The 19,885-nt window shown below is 54.3% G+C and carries 24 protein-coding genes; 17 read left to right on the top strand and 7 right to left on the bottom strand.

Features of this window, described 5'->3' with window-relative positions; genetic code table 11:
* The first annotated feature begins 22 nt into the window (after positions 1–22).
* The 8 genes from rlmB to N7922_RS22275 all read left to right on the top strand — a co-directional run bounded on the left by rlmB (position 23) and on the right by N7922_RS22275 (position 6,685).
* On the top strand, positions 23–757 hold the full coding sequence (rlmB, locus tag N7922_RS22310; protein ID WP_263098325.1) for a 23S rRNA (guanosine(2251)-2'-O)-methyltransferase RlmB: 735 nt from the start codon (positions 23–25) through the stop codon (positions 755–757).
* A gap of 117 nt (positions 758–874) precedes the next feature.
* On the top strand, positions 875–1,276 hold the full coding sequence (locus tag N7922_RS22305; protein WP_061498428.1) for a YjfI family protein: 402 nt from the start codon (positions 875–877) through the stop codon (positions 1,274–1,276).
* Positions 1,277–1,296: 20 nt separating this feature from the next.
* Positions 1,297–1,995, top strand: a complete 699-nt coding sequence (locus N7922_RS22300) for a PspA/IM30 family protein (RefSeq protein WP_263098324.1) — start codon at positions 1,297–1,299, stop codon at positions 1,993–1,995.
* On the top strand, positions 1,995–2,654 hold the full coding sequence (locus N7922_RS22295) for a YjfK family protein (protein WP_263098323.1): 660 nt from the start codon (positions 1,995–1,997) through the stop codon (positions 2,652–2,654). The genes N7922_RS22300 and N7922_RS22295 overlap by 1 nt, the downstream gene beginning before the upstream one ends.
* A gap of 14 nt (positions 2,655–2,668) precedes the next feature.
* The gene (locus N7922_RS22290) at positions 2,669–3,067 is read left to right on the top strand and encodes a DUF350 domain-containing protein (RefSeq protein ID WP_263100980.1); all 399 of its coding nucleotides are present in this window, start codon (positions 2,669–2,671) and stop codon (positions 3,065–3,067) included.
* 9 nt (positions 3,068–3,076) lie between these two features.
* Positions 3,077–3,712 (top strand): DUF1190 domain-containing protein, encoded by a 636-nt coding sequence (locus N7922_RS22285; RefSeq protein WP_263098322.1) that lies wholly within the window; start codon positions 3,077–3,079, stop codon positions 3,710–3,712.
* Between the two features lie 2 nt (positions 3,713–3,714).
* On the top strand, positions 3,715–4,878 hold the full coding sequence (locus N7922_RS22280; RefSeq protein WP_263098321.1) for a glutathionylspermidine synthase family protein: 1,164 nt from the start codon (positions 3,715–3,717) through the stop codon (positions 4,876–4,878).
* A 187-nt stretch (positions 4,879–5,065) separates the two neighbouring features.
* A complete protein-coding gene (locus N7922_RS22275) occupies positions 5,066–6,685 on the top strand; it encodes an isovaleryl-CoA dehydrogenase (RefSeq protein WP_263098320.1) in 1,620 nt (539 codons plus the stop codon).
* Here the strand turns inward: N7922_RS22275 and N7922_RS22270 are convergent.
* The 3 genes from N7922_RS22270 to bsmA all read right to left on the bottom strand — a co-directional run bounded on the left by N7922_RS22270 (position 6,682) and on the right by bsmA (position 9,527).
* Positions 6,682–8,616: a methyl-accepting chemotaxis protein gene (locus N7922_RS22270; protein ID WP_263098319.1), complete on the bottom strand. Its 1,935-nt coding sequence runs from the start codon at positions 8,614–8,616 to the stop codon at positions 6,682–6,684. The two genes, N7922_RS22275 and N7922_RS22270, sit on opposite strands and share 4 nt — an antisense overlap.
* Positions 8,617–8,785: 169 nt before the next feature.
* Entirely contained in the window at positions 8,786–9,073 is a 288-nt protein-coding gene (gene yjfN, locus N7922_RS22265) for a DUF1471 family protease activator YjfN (protein WP_061498404.1), read from the bottom strand.
* A gap of 124 nt (positions 9,074–9,197) precedes the next feature.
* The gene (gene bsmA / locus N7922_RS22260) at positions 9,198–9,527 is read right to left on the bottom strand and encodes a biofilm peroxide resistance protein BsmA (RefSeq protein ID WP_263098318.1); all 330 of its coding nucleotides are present in this window, start codon (positions 9,525–9,527) and stop codon (positions 9,198–9,200) included.
* Between the two features lie 188 nt (positions 9,528–9,715).
* Between bsmA and yjfP the strand changes: the two genes are divergently transcribed.
* Positions 9,716–10,465, top strand: a complete 750-nt coding sequence (gene yjfP / locus N7922_RS22255) for an esterase (protein WP_263098317.1) — start codon at positions 9,716–9,718, stop codon at positions 10,463–10,465.
* Here yjfP and ulaR read toward each other — a convergent pair.
* Together ulaR and ulaG are read right to left on the bottom strand one after the other, a co-directional pair.
* Positions 10,462–11,217, bottom strand: coding sequence for an HTH-type transcriptional regulator UlaR (gene ulaR, locus N7922_RS22250; protein WP_263098316.1), 756 nt, complete (start codon positions 11,215–11,217; stop codon positions 10,462–10,464). The genes yjfP and ulaR overlap by 4 nt on opposite strands.
* A gap of 111 nt (positions 11,218–11,328) precedes the next feature.
* Positions 11,329–12,393 (bottom strand): L-ascorbate 6-phosphate lactonase, encoded by a 1,065-nt coding sequence (gene ulaG, locus N7922_RS22245; RefSeq protein WP_263098315.1) that lies wholly within the window; start codon positions 12,391–12,393, stop codon positions 11,329–11,331.
* A 358-nt stretch (positions 12,394–12,751) separates the two neighbouring features.
* Between ulaG and ulaA the strand changes: the two genes are divergently transcribed.
* Genes ulaA through N7922_RS22215 form a run of 6 tightly spaced genes read left to right on the top strand, consistent with a single transcriptional unit; the run spans position 12,752 to position 17,163 of the window.
* The gene (gene ulaA / locus N7922_RS22240; protein ID WP_263098314.1) at positions 12,752–14,149 is read left to right on the top strand and encodes a PTS ascorbate transporter subunit IIC; all 1,398 of its coding nucleotides are present in this window, start codon (positions 12,752–12,754) and stop codon (positions 14,147–14,149) included.
* Positions 14,150–14,164: 15 nt separating this feature from the next.
* Complete coding sequence (ulaB, locus tag N7922_RS22235) at positions 14,165–14,470, top strand: PTS ascorbate transporter subunit IIB (protein ID WP_263098313.1); 306 nt, start codon at positions 14,165–14,167, stop codon at positions 14,468–14,470.
* Positions 14,471–14,479: 9 nt separating this feature from the next.
* Entirely contained in the window at positions 14,480–14,947 is a 468-nt protein-coding gene (gene ulaC / locus N7922_RS22230; RefSeq protein WP_263098312.1) for a PTS ascorbate transporter subunit IIA, read from the top strand.
* 12 nt (positions 14,948–14,959) lie between these two features.
* The gene (locus N7922_RS22225; protein WP_263098311.1) at positions 14,960–15,613 is read left to right on the top strand and encodes a 3-keto-L-gulonate-6-phosphate decarboxylase UlaD; all 654 of its coding nucleotides are present in this window, start codon (positions 14,960–14,962) and stop codon (positions 15,611–15,613) included.
* Between the two features lie 10 nt (positions 15,614–15,623).
* On the top strand, positions 15,624–16,490 hold the full coding sequence (locus N7922_RS22220) for an L-ribulose-5-phosphate 3-epimerase (RefSeq protein WP_263098310.1): 867 nt from the start codon (positions 15,624–15,626) through the stop codon (positions 16,488–16,490).
* Positions 16,477–17,163, top strand: a complete 687-nt coding sequence (locus N7922_RS22215) for an L-ribulose-5-phosphate 4-epimerase (RefSeq protein WP_263098309.1) — start codon at positions 16,477–16,479, stop codon at positions 17,161–17,163. The genes N7922_RS22220 and N7922_RS22215 overlap by 14 nt, the downstream gene beginning before the upstream one ends.
* A 41-nt stretch (positions 17,164–17,204) precedes the next feature.
* Here N7922_RS22215 and N7922_RS22210 read toward each other — a convergent pair whose 3' ends face one another.
* A complete protein-coding gene (locus N7922_RS22210) occupies positions 17,205–18,398 on the bottom strand; it encodes an MFS transporter (protein ID WP_263098308.1) in 1,194 nt (397 codons plus the stop codon).
* A gap of 153 nt (positions 18,399–18,551) precedes the next feature.
* A complete protein-coding gene (yjfY, locus tag N7922_RS22205) occupies positions 18,552–18,824 on the bottom strand; it encodes a DUF1471 family protein YjfY (protein ID WP_263098307.1) in 273 nt (90 codons plus the stop codon).
* Between the two features lie 343 nt (positions 18,825–19,167).
* Here yjfY and rpsF point away from each other — a divergent pair, with 343 nt between their 5' ends.
* Positions 19,168–19,563: a 30S ribosomal protein S6 gene (rpsF, locus tag N7922_RS22200; RefSeq protein ID WP_043955435.1), complete on the top strand. Its 396-nt coding sequence runs from the start codon at positions 19,168–19,170 to the stop codon at positions 19,561–19,563.
* A gap of 6 nt (positions 19,564–19,569) precedes the next feature.
* On the top strand, positions 19,570–19,884 hold the full coding sequence (gene priB / locus N7922_RS22195; protein ID WP_061498391.1) for a primosomal replication protein N: 315 nt from the start codon (positions 19,570–19,572) through the stop codon (positions 19,882–19,884).
* Position 19,885 lies beyond the last annotated feature (1 nt).

The following is a 19,885-nucleotide window of genomic DNA, read 5'->3' as shown; positions in this document are numbered from 1 at the left end:
CCGCCCCAAATGAGTACCATCAATGAGTGAAATGATTTACGGCATCCACGCGGTGCAGGCCCTGTTGGAGCGCGCTCCGGAGCGTTTTCAGGAAGTTTTTATTCTGAAAGGCCGCGAAGACAAACGTCTGCTGCCGCTGATCCACGCGCTGGAAGCGCAAGGCGTGGTGATCCAGGTGGCGAGTCGCCAGTATCTGGATGAAAAAAGCGAAGGTGCGGTTCATCAAGGGATCATTGCTCGCGTGAAGCCGGGGCGTCAGTACCAGGAAAACGATCTGCCGGATCTGATCGCCAGTCTCGATCAGCCGTTCCTGTTGATCCTCGATGGTGTCACCGATCCGCATAACCTTGGCGCATGCTTGCGTAGCGCCGATGCGGCGGGTGTGCATGCGGTGATCGTGCCGAAAGACAAATCCGCTCAACTGAATGCCACCGCGAAAAAAGTCGCCTGTGGCGCGGCGGAAAGCGTTCCGCTGATCCGTGTAACCAACCTTGCCCGCACGATGCGCGTGCTGCAGGAAGAGAATATCTGGATCGTTGGTACCGCCGGTGAAGCGGACCATACCCTGTTCCAGAGCAAAATGACCGGCCGTCTGGCGCTGGTGATGGGCGCTGAAGGCGAAGGTATGCGCCGCCTGACCCGTGAGCATTGCGATGAGCTGATCAGCATCCCGATGGCGGGTAGCGTTTCGTCGCTGAACGTCTCGGTCGCCACGGGCGTCTGTCTGTTTGAAGCTGTGCGCCAACGCGGTCTGTAAGCGGCGAAGCGCAAAAAAACCACCCTTATTCGGGTGGTTTTTTTTACCGTTAACGCTGGTACTATTCGCGGGCAGGTATTTCACACTTATTGCGATGAAATGATCAGGATAGAAAAGATGGCATGGACTGTAGAAACACTGAGCGCAGCATTATTACAATCAGCAACGCTGGACGTAAATATTCAACGCGAAGCGGACGCCTTAATTCTGACGCTGGATGATTACGGCGACTTACAATTAAACGTGCTGTTGACCTCCCGGCAAATCATTATCGAAACCTATATTTGCCCGCTGAACGAAATTAAGCATCAGGATGCATTTAATGCCTTTCTGCTGCGCAATCAAAAACTGTTACCTTTATCTTCTGTTGGCATCTCGCCTGTCGGCGGCGAAGAGTATTATGTCGCGTTCGGCGCACTGTCACTCAACTCGTCGATCGACGATATTCTGCTGGAAATCACCACGCTTGCTGAAAATGCGCTGGATCTCGCTGAATTAACAGATGATTTCACCCAATAACTGAGTCAGGGAGTGATGGTATGGGAATTTTAAAAAGCCTGTTTACGCTGGGTAAATCGTTTATTGCTCAGGCAGAAGAGTCGATTGAAGAAACGCAGGGCGTACGCATGCTGGAACAGCATATTCGCGATGCGCGCACGGAACTGGATAAGGCCGGAAAATCCCGCGTTGACCTGCTGGCGCGAGTGAAGCTGAGCAACGACAAGTTGGAGGATCTGCGCGAGCGTAAAGCTAGTCTTGAAGCGCGTGCGCTGGAAGCGATGGCGAAAAATGTCGATGCGGCGCTGCTCAACGAGGTGGCAACGGAAATCGCCCGTTTGGAAAACGCCATGACTGCGGAAGAGCAGGTGCTGAGCAACCTTGAAACGTCACGCGATGCGGTTGAAAAAGCGGTCACGGCGACGGCGCAACGCATTGAGCAATTTGAGCAGCAGTTGGAAGTGATTAAAGCGACCGAAGCGATGCAGCGTGCGCAGCAGGCGGTAACAACCTCTACCGTGGGCGCATCGAACAATGTGGCGACGGCGGCAGAATCGCTGAAACGTTTGCAGACGCGTCAGGCTGAACGTCAGGCGCGACTGGATGCGGCCACCCAGCTTGAAAAAGTGGCTGACGGGCGCGATCTGGATGAAAAACTCGCGCAGGCAGGCATTGGCGGCAGCGATAAAACCTCCGCGCAGGATGTGCTGGCCAGACTGCAACAGCAACAAAAACAGTGATGCTCTCTTTTCTTAAAAACCTGCTGGGGCGGCCTGATGCGGCGGCCCCGGTAAGAGGTCCGCTCGGATTGCATCTGCACGCCGGTTTCACCGTCGATACGCTGCTGTTTCGCTTGTGCGAAGAGGAGTTGTTGGTCACGCTTCCTGGCGAAGAGTACACCATTGGCGCTTGCGGCAGCTTTGACCTGGGCGCAGGTTGTATGATTCACCGCTACTACACCACCGGTGATGAGTTCCTGCAAATCAGCACCTCTGGTGGTCTGGAAACCAGCAATATCGATGATATTAAGCTGTTCGTGTATGAAGAGAGCGCTGGCGTTTCCGGTGAGAAAACCTGGCGCGAGATGCTGAGCGCGAAAGACATGGGCAAGCCATCGTTGCGCTGGCGCGACTGTCAGTGGCAGCGCGTGTTTAACGCGGAAGAGCGCGGCGATATCGAACCGATTTATACGCTGGAAACCGTCGACAACCCGGCTGGAGCACGCTGGGAAGTGCACAACTTTATGATGGCCTACCAGCGAGAAGTCACCGACGGTGTGTTTGAGTATCTATTGTTGAACGGCGAAGAGACGTTTAATGAACAAAATCAGCCCGAGTGGATCTATTCGCGCGCGCTGGGTGTTGATATTCCCCTGACATCATTAAAGGTCATAGGATAATTATGGGAACGGAAATTCATATTCTGGGTTCACTGCTGGCGTTTGGCTCGTATTTCTTTATTGGCGTCGCGATGGTGCTCTGTTTTCTTTTTGTTTATACGCGTATTACGCCCCATGACGAATGGCGGTTAATTAAAGAGAACAATATTGCCGCGTCGTTAGCATTCAGTGGTTCATTGTTGGGGTATATTATTCCTCTCTCCAGTGCAGCCATTAACTCTGTCAGCATTCCGGATTATTTAATCTGGGGCCTGATTGCACTGGTGGTGCAATTAATGGTCTACGGCGGCGTACGTCTGTATATGCCGAAGCTGAGTGACAAAATTATTCACAGTAATATTGCTGCCGGGTTATTTATGGGCGCGGCGGCGCTGGCGGGCGGGATCTTTAACGCCGCCTGCATGACATGGTAATGGATAATCATGGCCAGAAAGAGAAAGACCCGGCAAAAAAATTATACTCTGTCGCCAGCGCAAAGCCGCAGCCAGCGCCCGCTTTTTTCATCTCCGAAAGAGCGTAAGAGTGGGCAATACCTGACGCTGGCCATTATGGGGGGAGCCGCGTTCTTTGCGTTAAAAGGCTGTAGCGACCACAAAGATGATAATGATGGCGACGGCGTTTATTACACTTCCCAGCAGGATTGCGTCGACGACGGTAATACCGCGCAAGTGTGTAATGATGCGTGGAATAATGCGCGCATGAACTTTGAGCAAGAAATCCCGAATAATATGTCGCAACCCGCGTGCGTGCAGCAATATGATCATTGCTACTACGACAATATTGGCCAGCGCTGGATGCCAGTGCTCAGTGGTTTTTTACTCAGTAAAGCCATCAGAAAAGACCGCGATGAGCAGTATAGCTACAGCAGCGGCGGCTCAACGTACTCTTCCCGCCCGGTGTGGCGTAACCGCGATGGCGACTATAGCTGGCGCTCCGGCGGCAGTACCAGTAACACCAGCGCGAGCAGCCATTATGGGTATACCACCAAAAAGGCGACCACCTTTTCCCGTGGTGGTTTCGGGCGCTCCTCCAGCGCACGTGGAAGCTGGGGAGGATAAGTATGCTACGTCATGATGTTGCCGTTCGCCCCGGGCTTGAACGGATCGCCCGCGATCATGGTTTCGACTTCCATATCATTGATAACGAAATCTACTGGGACGAGAGCCGGGCGTACCGTTTTACGCTGCGGCAAATTGAGGAGCAGATTGAAAAACCCACGGCAGAGTTGCATCAAATGTGCCTCGAGGTGGTGGATCGTGCCGTAGCCGACGAAGCCGTGCTGACACAACTGGCGATCCCGCCACTGTATTGGGACGCCATTGCCGACAGCTGGCGCAGCCGCGATCCTTCGCTTTACGGGCGTATGGATTTTGTCTGGTGCGGCAAGGAGCCGGTGAAGCTGCTGGAATATAATGCCGACACGCCAACATCGCTGTACGAATCCGCTTACTTCCAGTGGCTCTGGATGGAGGATTCCCGGCGCAGCGGCGTTATCCCTCGCGATGCCGATCAGTACAATGCGATTCAGGATAAGCTGATCGCCCGTTTTGCTGAGATACAGGGTCGTCATCCACTCTATTTTTGTTGCTGTAAAGATACGGAAGAAGATCGTGGAACGGTGCTTTATCTGGAGGATTGCGCGCGTCAGGCGGGTCTGGATACACGCTTTATCTACATCGACGATCTCGGGCTGGGTCTTGGCGGCGTGTTGACGGATCTGGATGACAATGTCATTCGTCAGGCTTTCAAGCTCTATCCGCTGGAATGGATGATGCGCGACGAGAACGGCCCCTTGTTGTGTAAACGCCGTGAGCAGTGGCTGGAGCCGTTATGGAAGAGCATTCTCAGTAATAAGGGGCTGCTGCCGCTGCTGTGGCGTTATTTCCCCAATCATCCCAACCTGTTGCCCGCGTGGTTTGATGGCGAAAAGCCGCTGCTGGCGCCGGGTGCAAGCTATGTGCGTAAGCCGCTGTTTTCCCGCGAAGGGGGAAATGTCACCATTCTCGACGGTGCGCATAATGTCATTGAACACGAAGATGGCGACTATGGGCAGGAGCCGATGATTTTCCAGGCTTTTCAGCCGTTACCGCGTTTTGGCGACAGCTACACGTTGATTGGCAGTTGGGTGGTGGATGATGAAGCCGTTGGCATGGGCATCCGCGAAGACTGCTCATTGATCACCAAAGATACTTCCCGTTTTATTCCGCATTATATCGCCGGGTAACTCCGCTTAGCCGCAGGCCCGGTGGCATCCGCGCCACCGGGCGCATTGCGCTGACACTATTCCTGCATTATGTGAGTCGTTTCACGAATGTCGGGTGCAAAATCGTTGCCTTGTGACTCCACTCCCATGCAGTGTCCGCGCGGGCTGTCCATACTTACACCGACTGCCACTGACGGAGGGACACAGCATGCAATGGCAAACGCATACGGTTTTTAATCAACCAACTCCCTTACATAACAGCAACTTATTCCTTTCTGACCGCGCACTGTATGATGCCGTGCTGCGCGAAGGCACGGCATGGGATGCTGAACTGCTTGCCAGCATCGGCCAGCAGTTGGGCACGGCGGAGTCGCTCGAACTTGGACGGCTGGCTAACGCCAATCCTCCGGAATTACTCCGCTACGACGCCACCGGCGCGCGACTCGACGATGTACGCTTTCACCCCGCCTGGCATTTGCTGATGCAGGGCATGTGCGCCAATCGTGTGCACAATCTGGCATGGGAAGAGGACGCGCGCAGCGGATCGTTTGTCGCCCGCGCCGCGCGTTTTGTGCTGCATGCGCAGGTGGAATCCGGCACCCTTTGCCCCATCACCATGACGTTCGCTGCCATCCCCTTGCTGGCGCAGTCGCTACCAAAATCTTTTCACGGCTGGCTAAAACCGCTGCTCAGCGATCGTTACGATCCTCATCTGCTGCCTGGTGACCAGAAACGCGGATTGCTGATCGGCATGGGGATGACCGAGAAGCAGGGGGGTTCAGATGTACTGAGTAACACCACCCGGGCAGAAAAGAGCGGTGATACGTACCGGCTGACCGGGCATAAATGGTTTTTCTCGGTTCCGCAAAGCGATGCGCACCTTGTACTGGCGCAGGCAAAAGGCGGGCTCTCCTGCTTCTTTGTTCCCCGTTTTTTACCCGATGGTCAGCGCAACAACGTGCGGCTGGAACGTCTGAAAGACAAACTCGGTAACCGTTCCAACGCCAGCAGCGAGGCCGAGTTTTGCGATGCCAGCGGTTGGCTGCTGGGGGAAGAGGGCGAAGGGGTTCGGCAGATCCTCAAGATGGGCGGGCTGACGCGCCTTGACTGTGCGCTTGGCAGCCATGGTCTGATGCGTCGTGCATTTTCCGTGGCGCTGTACCATGCCCATCAACGGCAGGCATTTGGCAAAAATCTTGTCGATCAACCGATGATGCGGGAAGTCCTCAGCCGTATGGCGCTGCAACTGGAAGGGCAAACCGCGATGCTGTTTCGCCTGGCCCGCGCCTGGGACAACCGCGCTGATGAGCGGGAAGCATTGTGGGCACGGCTGTTTACACCGGTGGCGAAATTCGCTGTCTGCAAAGCGGGCATTCCTTTTGTGGCGGAAGCGATGGAGGTGCTGGGCGGCATCGGTTACTGCGAAGAGAATGAACTGCCTCGCCTTTACCGCGAAATGCCGGTCAACAGCATCTGGGAAGGCTCCGGAAACGTCATGTGTCTGGACGTGCTGCGTGTGTTGGGTAAGCAACCGGGCGCGGTGGCGCTGCTGGTGGATGAATTTGGCGCGGTGAAAGGCCAGGATCGTCACTTTGATCGTGCGTGGCGGCAACTGCAACAACGGTTGCGTAAACCGGATGAGGCTCAGGGGCGCGAAGTGGCGCAACAGCTGTGGTTACTCGGTGCCGGGGCGCAGATGCTGCAACATGCATCGCCGCCGATGGCGCAGGCGTGGTGTCGGCTGATGCTGGATACCCGTGGCGTGTCGCCGGTTGACGGGCAGGTACAAAACGACCTGCTGCTACGCGCCACGGGTGGGGCCTGTTAGTCCATTTTCAGGCGGAACAGGCTCACCAGTTCCGTCAGATGCGCCCCTTTTTCCCGCAACGTCCGGGCGGTTTCCTCGCTCTGGGAAACCCGTCCGGCGTTGATGTGCGTGGCATCGCCGATATGCGTCATTGCCAGGTTCACCTGGTTGATCCCGGCGGATTGTTCATGTGAAGCCTGGTTAATCTCATGCACCAGCTGGTTGATATCGCCCATATGGCTGATGATCGACTGCATTGCCACACGGGTTGCCTCCGACTGCGCATGCCCTTCGCCCACCTTTTTCAGCGTGTCGCCAATCAGCGCTTCGATCTCTTTTACCGCATTGGCGCTGCGCGCGGCCAGCGCTCGCACTTCCTGCGCCACCACGGCGAACCCTTTGCCGTGCTCCCCTGCGCGGGCGGCTTCTACGGCGGCGTTCAGCGCCAGGATATTGGTCTGGAAGGCGATGGATTCAATCACGTGGGTAATATCGGCGATACGCTGTGACGCGCCGCGAATATCTTCCATGGTCGCGACCGAGTTATCCACGGTTTCGCCGCCTTTTTTCACTGCGTCGGTGGTTTCATTCACCAGATGCTGCGTTTGCTCCATATTGGCTGCATTCTGTTGCACCGTCGCAGTCAGTTGCTCAAGGCTGGCGGAGGTCTCCTCCACGCTGCTGGCCTGCTTGTTGATCTGCTCGCTAATCTCACCGCTGTCAGCGGCCAACGCAGTGGTGCCCAGATTGATCTCTGCTGCGGACTCACGTACCTGCAACACGATTTTATGCAGACCGTCGCCGATGCCGTTGATCGCCGCGATCAACTGACCCACTTCATCATGACGATCGACATTCAGCGTGGCGCGCAGATCGCCGTCGGCATAACGCTGAGCCAGATCGATCACACTGCGCAACGGGCGGGTCAGCCAGCGGCGAATGATCACCACAAAGAGCGCGGCAAAAAGCAGAGAAACCACAACGCCCGCCACCAGGAATTGATCGCGCATGCGGGTCACATCGCTCAGTAAGACCTCTTTGTCGACTTCGCCGACCACCGTCCAGTTCCAGCCGGGCAAGGCCGTGTAGGACATCATTAACGTACGGCCTGTAGCATCCTGACGTGCCAGTGTGCCGCTGCCGTTTTTCAGTAGGGTTTGCAAATCCTTGTCGTCCCACTGCGGGTGCTTGCCTTCGTCGGTGTCGTGGAACAGATAATTACCGTAGTTCTTGCCTTCGTTACGGTCGATCACAAAGAAATGACCGCTGGCACCCAGCTTACGGCCGAGGATCTTATTACGCATCACGTCCCAGGAGCGGGTGATATCCACACCGACAAACAGGATCGCAATGGTGTTGCCGCTGGCATCTTTGACCGGTTGATACTGGGTGATATAGCGTTTACCGAATAGCAGCGCCAGGCCGCGATAAAGCTCGCCTTTCATCAGCGAAGCGAATGCCGGGCTGGCGGGATCCAGTTTGGTGCCAATCGCGCGATCGCCATTTTCTTTGCGCAGCGAGGTCGCGACACGGACAAAGTCATTGCCGCTGCGTACAAACAGCGTGGCAATGGCGCCCGTACGGTTCAGGAAGTCATCAGGAATCGCGTTATTGTTGTGCAGTTCGGTGTCGCCGGCCTTAAGCAGCGGTACATCAATGCCGTTGATTTCGCGGCGCTGTTGCGTATCGATACTCAGCGGCTGCGGCAGAAAACTGCTAAACAAGCGCGTGTAGCTTTCCACCTCTTCACTGAGACTGCTGTTGAACATTTCCACCATATCCACCACACCGGTGGACTGGTTATGCAGGTCTTCCATGGCCAGCGTTTCCAGTTGTTGGCTGGCTTTATTGCTCATCAGAAAAGTGAATAAAAGGAAAAGCGTTGCAACGCTTGCGCCAGTCAGCAGTGACAATTTTGCACCAAGGCCGGTGCGACGAAAGAAGGCGCTCATAATTTGTCCGTTGATCTGTGGGTGAGGCTCCTTCAACGGCACAAAGTGGATAACATTTAGCACATCAATGTAACAAAATGTAACATTGATATTTCTTTACAATAACATAATCTTAGTGAATGTAGGGGAATAAAAAAAGCCACCAGATTTAGGTGGCTTTTTAGAGGGGTCAGGCGTACAGGATGGCCTGCACCCGCCAGTTGTCAACCTGTTGATCTTCCTGCATTCGGACGATGCGATACCAGGAAGCTCCCTGCTCATCCGCTTTTAAGGCGATAACACGCTCCACGTCTTGTAGGCTCCCTGAGACATTGTTGACGGAGATCAGGCCGATTTCATTCAGCCCCGTCACGCAGTCTGCGCTGGCGAACTCTGCGGGCTGCGCTGTTGTATTAAGCATTCCTGTAGAAAGCAACAGTGAGTTTAAGGCAAGAGATCGTTTCATTGTCAGCTCCATTTTACGTTACCCCGAGACATTGCAGGGCATTCCATCGCACAACGGATTCCATCTCATCCTATTGTGCACAGGAGAACATCAATGGACGCAAAGCAGTGTAAATATCCTGAAAATCAATGCCTCGCTACTGTCGGTACAACAGGGCGCGTCCGTACCAGCGGCCGGGTATTACGGTGTCATCCAGCACCTGAATGACGTAATAATTCGCGTCTGCGGCGGTGGCTTTAGCCTTGATTTCACGTTCCACATCCATCGGAGATCCCAATACGGTGACGCTCACCGCGCCGATTTCCCGCAGATTCTGCGTTTGGTAGCGACGAATTTCCTGCGGATGGTCGCTGACCGGCGGTGCGGGTTGCGGGTTGCCTTCCAGTACTGAACAGGCGCTTAACAACAGAACAAGCAGTACCGGCAGCAAGGCACGCATTGTTTTCTCCCTTCTCCTGATAGCCATAGTGTAGTTCCTGATAAATACCCCTTTGAGGGGAATGTTCCCGAACTGTTAGCTCGAGCACTAATTTCGAATGAAAGTATCCTGAAAGCGTAACCTATATCTCAACGTCGCTAAATCCATAGATGAATTCTGACTTGCACCGCGTGTTCGCGGGTGGCATACCTGCACTATAGATCAAGGAGAGTGCGATGATTGAGCTTCAGACTGAACAATTTGCGGGCGTGGAAGCGCTCCATGCTTTTCCGGCGGGGAAACATGCACAGCCGCTTCCCTGTGTGGTTTTTTACCATGGTTTCACCTCATCAAAGCTGGTCTACAGCTATTTCGCGGTGGCGCTGGCGCAGGCCGGTTTTCGCGTCATCATGCCGGATGCGCCGGATCACGGTGCACGGTTTAGCGGCGATGCGCAACATCGGCTTGGTCAGTTCTGGCAAATCCTCCGCGGCAATATTGAAGAGTTTGCTGCACTGCGGGATGCGTTGGAACACCGGGAACTGATTGCAGGTCAGCGGTTAGCGGTAGGCGGAGCCTCCATGGGCGGCATGACGGCGCTGGGTATTATGACGCATCATCCGGAGGTACGCTGTGTCGCGAGCCTGATGGCGTCCGGCTACTTTACAACGCTCGCGCACACGCTGTTTCCCCCGCTGGCGGCGACAGACTTCGCGCGGCAGCATGAGTTTGACGCGATTATCGCACCGCTTGCCCGGTGGGATGTCAGCACCCAACTTGCACGCGTTGCGGATCGTCCGCTGCTGCTGTGGCACGGCGAGCAGGATGACGTGGTTCCGGCAGCCGAATCTTTCCGTTTACAGCAGGCTTTACAAGATAACGGGCTCGACAGTCATCTGACGTATTTGTGGGAGAGTGGGGTAACGCATCGCATTACCCCTCAGGCGCTGGACGCAACCGTCCGTTTTTTCCTTCGCCACCTCTAAACGCGCAGAATTTTAACGCCCTGGTCCTCCAGTTTCTGGAGGATCGCGGGATCGGCATTTTTACCGGTGATCACCATATCTATCTGTTCGGCGCGACTAAACAGCATACCGGCGCGCTCACCCACTTTGCTGCTGTCGACCAGCACCACCAGTTTACCCACGACATTCAGCATGTTCTGTTCCGCCATGGCCGTGAGCATGTCGGTCTTGTATAAGCCCTCCGCGGTCAGCCCTTTGCCGCTGGTAAACATCCAGTGCCCGGCATAGAGCGTGTTTTCGCTATCCTGTGGACTTAGCGTGATGGACTGCGTTTTATTGTACTGGCCGCCCATGATCACCACGCTTTCATGCTCCTGATCGATAAGGTAATTCGCCAGCGGCAGATAGTTAGTGATGATTTGTACGGGTTTACCGCACATCTCGCGCCCCAACAGAAATGCCGTGGAGCCGCAGTTAATCACCACGCTTTCACCGGGGCTAATCAGTTGCGATGCGGCTCTGGCGATGCGTACTTTCTCGTCGTGATTCTGCGCCTGATGGATATTCATCGGCGTCCAGCGCTGACGCTGCTGGCTGACGGCTTCTGCGCCATTACGCACTTTCTTGAGTTTGCCGCTTTCATCCAGTTTGTTGATATCGCGACGGGCCGTTGCCGGAGAAATTCCCAGCCGGGCAATGACTTCTTCAACGGTGACAAACCCGGTTTGCGCCAGCTGCTCCAGCAATATTTGATGTCGTTGCGCTTCCGTCATGAGCTATTCCGATAAAAATTGATTTGAAAAGATGATATTTGAAATAGCCTGAAATTACTAAAGAAAAGAGCAAGCGCCAGGCAACATACGCCCGACGCGTGCGGGTAACCATTACAGAAATGCTTTAAAGGGCAGATCCGGTTCATGGGTAAAGCAATCATCGAACCCACGTGGATAGTGATACTCAAATTTGTCTTTATCCAGCGGCCAGGTGAACTTGCCGCCGACCTGCCAGATAAACGGCTTAAAGCCGTAACCCAGACGATCTTTTTTCATCTCCCACAACACACGAATTTCCTGCGGATCGGCCTGGAAATTTGACCAGATGTCGTGATGGAAGGGGATCACCACTTTGGCGTTCAATGCTTCCGCCATACGCAGCATATCGGCGCTGGTCATTTTGTCGGTGATGCCGCGTGGGTTTTCACCATAGGAACCGAGCGCAACATCAATCTGGTGCTCGTTGCCATGTTTGGCGTAATAGTTGGAGTAGTGGGAATCGCCACTGTGGTACAGGGTGCCGCCCGGGGTTTTAAACAGGTAATTCACCGCGCGTTTATCCATGCCGTCGGGCAATATTCCTGCGGCCTTCTGATCGGCAGGCAAGGTGATCAACGCGGTGCGATCAAACGCATCCAGCGCGTGAATTTCAATGTCTTTGATTTTCACCACATCCCCGGGTTTCATCACAATGCAACGTGATGCCGGTACACCCCAGCCGATCCATAAATCCACACAGGTTTGCGGCCCGATAAACGGCACCGTATCCGGGCAATTTTGCAGTACTGCCGCAGCGACGTTGACGTCGATATGATCGTTGTGATCGTGCGTAGAGAGGACGGCGTCAATCTGGCGAATGGCGAACGGATCGAGCACAAACGGCGTTGTGCGCAGGTTGGGCTGAAGCTTTTCCACTCCGGCCATTCGCTGCATCTGATGACCTTTTTTCATCAGTGGGTTCCCGTGAGATTGTTTACCGGTCCCGCACCAGAAATCGACGCAGATATTGGCGCCTTCCTCCGATTTCAGCCAAATCCCGGTACACCCAAGCCACCACATGGCAAAGGTGCCTGGCACGACCTTTTCCTGTTCGATCTCTTCATTGAGCCAACTTCCCCACTCGGGGAAGGTGCTGAGGATCCAGGATTCGCGGGTGATCGTCTCTACTTTACTCATCGTTTAGTCCCCTTTTTGAGTCATAATGAATCATTTTGTGATTTATTATGATTTATACTGTCACCGTTTAATCAGCAAAGCAATAACCAGAATGCACAGGTATCGAGAGTCAGACGTGCGTTTCGGAGAGAGTGAATCTGCGTGCAATGAATGGTTTTGTTTTTAATATATTGATTTTAATGAATTTAATATTCATGTAAGGATGTGGTGAAAATCCATGTCATCGTGAGGGAAATAATTTGCGTAATGCGTCACAAATAATCATATTTAATCTTGTGGTGATTGTTTGTGATTAATAGAGTGAGTGGCACTTACTGCACGAGATCGTTTCTCGTGTTCTCACCTTCTGGAGAGTGCTATGGAGATCCTCTACAGCGTATTTACCGTTTTTTTTAATCAGGTAATGACCAACGCTCCGCTGCTGTTGGGTATCGTTACTTGCCTGGGTTACATCCTGCTGCGCAAAAGCGTGAGCGTGATTATTAAGGGCACCATCAAAACCATTATCGGTTTTATGCTGCTGCAGGCAGGGTCCGGCATCCTGACCAGCACGTTTAAACCGGTTGTTGCCAAAATGTCGGAAGTGTATGGCATTAATGGCGCGATTTCTGACACTTACGCGTCAATGATGGCGACTATCGAACGTATGGGGGCGGCCTATAGCTGGGTGGGGTACGCGGTATTGCTGGCACTGGCGCTGAACATCCTTTACGTCTTGCTGCGCCGCATCACCGGTATCCGCACCATCATGCTTACCGGCCACATTATGTTCCAGCAGGCCGGGCTTATTGCGGTGTTCTTCTTTATCTCTGGTTATTCGATGTGGACCACCATCATCTGTACGGCGGTTCTGGTGTCACTCTATTGGGGCATCACCTCCAATATGATGTACAAGCCAACGCAGGAGGTGACCGATGGCTGTGGTTTTTCTATCGGGCATCAGCAGCAGTTCGCGTCATGGCTGGCCTGGAAATGCGCGCCGTGGCTGGGGAAGAAAGAGGAGAGCGTTGAAGATCTGAAATTGCCCGGATGGCTCAACATTTTTCATGACAACATCGTGTCTACCGCCATCGTCATGACCCTCTTTTTTGGCGCGATTTTGCTCTCTTTTGGTATCAATACCGTACAGACGATGGCCGGGAAAACACACTGGACGGTCTATATCCTGCAAACAGGTTTCCAGTTTGCCGTGGCGATCTTCATCATTACCCAGGGCGTGCGTATGTTCGTCGCTGAACTGTCCGACGCGTTCAATGGTATCTCCCAGCGCTTAATACCCGGTGCCGTGCTGGCGATCGACTGCGCGGCTATTTATAGCTTCGCGCCGAACGCCGTCGTGTGGGGCTTTATGTGGGGCACCATTGGCCAGCTTATCGCTGTCGGCATCCTCGTCGCCTGTGGCTCGTCCATTCTGATTATTCCCGGCTTTATCCCGATGTTTTTCTCTAACGCCACCATTGGCGTGTTTGCCAACCATTTCGGCGGCTGGCGCGCGGCGCTCAAGATCTGTCTGCTGATGGGCATGATTGAAATCTTCGGCTGTGTGTGGGCGGTCAAACTGACCGCTATGAGCGCGTGGATGGGCATGGCTGACTGGTCCATTCTGGCACCGCCGATGATGCAGGGCTTCGCTTCTCTCGGCATCGTGTTTATGGCCGTCATTATTCTCATTTCTCTGGTTTATATGGTCTTCGCCGGGCGCGCATTGCGTGCGGAAGAAGACGCGGACAAACAGCGGGCAGAAGCCTCTGCTTAATAAGGAGTTCCGATTATGACCGTACGTATCCTGGCTGTATGTGGTTGTGGGCAGGGCAGTTCCATGATCATGAAGATGAAAGTTGACCAGTTTCTGAGTCAGCAAAACGTGGCGCACAGCGTGAGCAGCTGCGCAGTGGGGGAGTACAAAAGCGAGCTGAATAATGCGGACATCATTATTGCCTCGACCCATGTTGCCAGTGAAATCGAGGTGTCCGGCAACAAATATGTGGTCGGCGTGCGCAACATGCTGTCACCAGCGGATTTCGGCCCGAAGCTGATGGAAGTGATCGCTGCACATTTCCCGGCTGACGTGAAATAGGGAGATGCCATGAAATTACGTGATTCGCTGGCGCAGAACCATTCAGTGCGTGTGCAGGCTGAAGCCAGTTGCTGGCAGGAAGCGGTGAAAATTGGCGTCGATCTGCTGGTCGCCGCCGACGTGGTCGAACCCCGTTATTACCAGGCCATTCTGGATGGAGTGGAACGGTTCGGCCCCTATTTTGTGATTGCGCCAGGGCTTGCTATGCCGCATGGGCGACCGGAAGAGGGGGTGAAAAAGAATGGCTTTGCGCTGGTGGTGCTAAAGACGCCGCTGCCGTTTAACCATGAAGAGAACGACCCGGTGGATATCCTTATTACGCTGGCGGCGGTGGATGCGCGGACGCATCAGGAAGACGGCATCATGCAAATCGTTAATTTATTTGAAGATGAGGCCAATTTTGACCGTTTGCGCGCCTGCCGCAGCGAGCAGGATGTTCTGGATTTAATCGATAACGCCACTGCGGCGGCTGTTTAAGAGGGAGTTGATATGTCTCAGTTACCAATGTTACAGGTCGCGCTGGATAACCAGACGCTGTCTCACGCTTATGAAACCACCCGTTTAATTGCCGAAGAGGTGGACATTATCGAAGTCGGCACCATTCTGTGCGTCGGAGAAGGCGTACGGGCGGTGCGCGATCTTAAGGCGCTCTATCCGCACAAAATCGTGCTGGCGGACGCCAAAATTGCCGATGCCGGGAAAATTCTTTCACGGATGTGTTTTGAAGCCCATGCCGACTGGGTCACCGTGATTTGTTGTGCCGACATTAACACGGCCAAAGGGGCGCTGGACGTTGCGAAAGAGTTCAACGGCGACGTGCAGATTGAACTGACCGGTTACTGGACCTGGGAGCAGGCAAAAGAGTGGCGCGATGCGGGGATCCAACAGGTTGTTTACCACCGTAGCCGCGATGCGCAGGCAGCAGGCGTCGCGTGGGGCGACGCAGATATCAGCGCCATTACGCGGCTGGCGGAGATGGGCTTTAAAGTGACCGTCACGGGCGGGCTGGCGCTGGACGATCTGCCGCTGTTCAAGGGTATCCCTATTCATGTCTTTATTGCCGGTCGCAGTATCCGTGATGCTGCCGACCCGGTTGCTGCCGCGCGTCAGTTTAAGCGTTCAATTGCTCAACTGTGGGGCTAAGGAGCGGCCGATGTTGTTCAAACAGGTTCCGCTTGGCATCTATGAAAAAGCCCTCCCGTCAGGGGGGGACTGGCACGAGCGACTGCGGATTGCCAAAAAGCTCGGGTTTGATTTTGTTGAAATGTCGGTGGATGAAACAGACGCGCGTCTTGCTCGTCTTGACTGGAGCCGTGACGAGCGACTTGCGCTGGTGAACGCAGTCGCTGAAACGGGCGTCCGGGTATCGTCCATGTGCCTGAGCGCGCACCGTCGTTTCCCGCTTGGGAGCGAAGATGAGGTGGTTCGTCAGCATGGGTTAACCATCATGTATAAAGCGATTCAATTTGCGCAGGATGTGGGTATCCGCGTGATCCAACTGGCTGGCTACGATGTTTACTACCAGCAAGCCAACAATGAGACGCGCCGCCTTTTTCGCGAGGGGCTGAAAGCGAGCGTTGAAATGGCGAGCCGCGCGCAGGTCACGCTGGCGATGGAGATCATGGACTATCCGTTAATGAACTCCATCAGTAAGGCGCTGGGTTACGCCCACTACCTGAATAACCCGTGGTTCCAGCTTTACCCGGATATCGGCAACTTATCCGCCTGGGACAACGATGTGCAAATGGAGTTGCAGGCCGGTATCGGGCACATCGTTGCCGTGCATGTAAAAGATACCCGACCGGGCATGTTCAAAAATGTGCCTTTTGGTCATGGCGTGGTGGATTTTGAGCGCTGCTTCCGCACGCTCAAACAGAGCGGTTATTGCGGCCCCTACCTGATTGAGATGTGGAGCGAAACCGCTGACGATCCACTGGCAGAAGTGGTTAAAGCACGAGAGTGGGTGTGCGAGCGCATGATGCAGGCCGGGCTTATGGAGGATGTGCATGCTACAGCTTAAACAGCAGGTCTTTGAGGCGAATATGGCGCTGCCGCGCTATGGACTGGTGACCTTTACCTGGGGGAACGTTAGCGCTGTCGATCGCGAACGCGGTCTGGTGGTGATCAAGCCCAGCGGTGTGGCATATGAAGCGATGACCGTGGACGATATGGTGGTGGTGGACATGGGCGGGAATGTCGTTGACGGCAGGCTACTTCCCTCGTCAGATACCGCTACGCATCTCGCTCTTTACCAGCGTTACCCATCGCTGGGCGGCGTGGTGCATACCCACTCTACGCATGCCACCGCATGGGCGCAGGCCGGTCTGGCCATTCCTGCGCTGGGTACGACGCACGCCGACTACTTTCATGGTGATATTCCCTGTTCGCGGGCATTAACGGAGGAAGAAGTGCAGTATGCGTATGAGCTCAACACCGGTAAGGTGATTATCGAAACGCTGGGCGCAGGCGAACCGTTGCATACACCGGGCATTATCGTCTGGCAGCATGGGCCATTTGCGTGGGGTAAGGATGCCCATGACGCGGTGCATAACGCGGTGGTCATGGAAGAAGTGGCAAAAATGGCGTGGATTGCCCGCAGCATCAATCCGCATCTCCATGGCATCGACGATTACCTGATGGACAAGCATTTTCTGCGCAAGCATGGCCCCAATGCGTACTACGGGCAGCGGTAATAACGTCTTCTGCTGGGTGTGGCGGGGGATCCCCGCCGATATTACTGCGCTTGTGGGGTACGTGGAGCGATTCGCATACTCATCAGGGCGAGGATGCAGATAAGCGCACCGGCCCAGAATGTTGACGCTGCGCCGTGTGTTTCCCAAAGAATGCCTGCGCCAAGGCTTGCCAGTAGAAGGGCGATGCCGCTGAGCAGGTTGAACACACCAAAGGCTGTGCCGCGCAGTTCCGCCGGTGCGGTCTGTGCGACCATGGTTGCCAGCAGGCCCTGTGTCATCCCCATATGCACACCCCATAAGGCGACGCCGAGCAGTAGCGTGCTCCAGTGTTGGCTGAGCGCCAGTGCAACATCTGCGAGGATCAGCACCACTAAGCCAAACTGCAATAAATGGCTGTGGCTGATGCGATCTGAGAGTTTGCCAAACGGATAGGCCGTCAGCGAGTAGACGAGGTTCATGGCAACCATCACCAGCGGAATGGTCGCCAGCGGGATCGCCATCTGCTGGGCGCGCAGCACCAGAAACGCTTCGCTAAAGCGGGCGAGCGTAAAGATAAAACCAAGTACCACCACCCACCAATAGGCTTTGCTCAGGCGTTTAAGATTATCGCGGCGGATAGGATTGGTGCGTTTGTGGGCTATTGGCGCTTTCGGTTCGTGCAGGCCAAAAAACAGCAATGCGACGGCCAGCACACCGGGGATCACCGCAATCCAGAATACGGTCTGGAAGTCGTCATTCCACAGCAGCATAAAGGCGACGGCCAGCAGTGGGCCAAGAAAAGCGCCAACGGTATCAAGCGACTGGCGTAAACCAAAGGCGGCGCCGCGGATCTCCGCAGGCGTTACGTCGGCGACCAGCGCGTCACGCGGTGCGCCGCGTATGCCTTTGCCGAGGCGATCTATCATTCGCGCGCCAAACGCCATGCCGGATGAAGACGCCAGCGCGAACAGCGGTTTGCTCAGTGCGCCCATGCCGTAGCCCAGCAGCGCCAGTCCTTTGCGTTTACCAATATAGTCGCTGAGCACACCGGAAAAGACTTTCACCATCAGCGCGGTAGCTTCCGCCAGCCCTTCAATAAGGCCGATTATCACCACGCTTGCGCCGAGTGTGGTCGCCATAAACAGCGGCAGTAAGCTGTGGATCATTTCTGATGAGATATCCATCAGCATACTGACACAGCCCAGCACCCAGACACCTTTAGGTATCTGGCTTAATGTTGCAAAACGCCTGAACATGTTTTTCCCCGCCATGCTTTCACAATGCAGTCAGACGGTTATTAAACCTGCCGGCAGCTGATTTGATAAGACAGAAGGGGAAATAATTGTTATCAACAGCGGCCCCAGAGCAGGGGCCGCAATATCCAGAAGAGAAAATAGATATCTGTGTGCTTAGCGGTAGATATACGCGCTGGCATGCAGGTTGCCGTTGCTACCCGGTTCGTGGGTCAGCATCGGCCGGTAATATTGGGCGTTTTGCGCGTCCGTTTCGTCATTGAGAGCCTGGTCTGCTTCACTTTCGGTGGCGAAGTTATGATTAATATAGATAACGCCTAAGCTATGCACATCGTCCATGTTTCGGGCTTGCTGGTTATTGAGTTTGATTGCTGCTGCTGCGTTCAGGCTTAGCAGCAAAGTTGTAAGTAAGATTGCGATGTATTTCATGATATTACGCTCCAGTACGACGTGAGTTATTCGTTTTTGAACATCTCTCCTCCTGTGTTTTGAGGCCTGATTAAAGTCTACTCGTTCGCCTGAAAACGTATCGCGACCATTTCTGATGCTGTCGTTCAAAAAATTGCCGTATCAGGCTTGTTTTAATTTTAAGCCGTGCTGGCCAGTTCTCTTTGCGCTTAGTGCGAATTATTTGCTCAATGAACTTGAGTTTGGCGAGGGAGGTAAGTATTATGACGCGTCAATTTTTCAGCCGACCTTTAACACGTTCCTTGCCTCCCCGGGATTCGGCTGACCCAGACAGGAGGCTGAATAATCCGTAAGGAGCAATTCGATGCGTCATTACGAAATCGTTTTTATGGTCCATCCTGACCAGAGCGAACAGGTTCCGGGCATGATCGAGCGTTACACTGGTGCTATCACTGGTGCGCAAGGCACGATCCACCGTCTGGAAGACTGGGGCCGCCGTCAGCTGGCTTACCCGATCAACAAACTGCACAAAGCACACTACGTTCTGATGAACGTTGAAGCACCGCAGGAAGTTATCGATGAGCTGGAAACAAACTTCCGCTTCAACGATGCCGTTATCCGTAGCATGGTAATGCGTACTAAACACGCTGTTACCGAAGCATCTCCGATGGTTAAAGCGAAAGACGAGCGTCGTGAACGTCGCGATGATTTCGCAAACGAAACCGCAGATGATGCAGATGCTGGGGATTCTGAAGAGTAATCCTTGATGGTTAACCGTCTGGAGTTGTCCGGCACCGTGTGCAGGACGCCGCTTCGTAAGGTCAGCCCATCAGGAATTCCTCATTGCCAGTTCGTGCTTGAGCACCGTTCTGTGCAGGAGGAAGCCGGTTTTCACCGGCAGGCGTGGTGCCAAATGCCTGTAATAATCAGCGGGCAAGAGAACCAGGCCATTACTCACAGTATAACGGTCGGTAGCGCAGTAACCGTTCAGGGGTTCATCAGTTGCCACAAGGCAAAGAACGGCTTGAGCAAAATGGTTCTGCATGCCGAGCAGATTGAATTGATAGATTCTGGAGACTAGC

The organism is Kosakonia sp. ML.JS2a (assembly GCF_025642095.1).
GTDB lineage: Bacteria > Pseudomonadota > Gammaproteobacteria > Enterobacterales > Enterobacteriaceae.
This window is presented reverse-complemented; position numbering and strand designations above follow the sequence as displayed.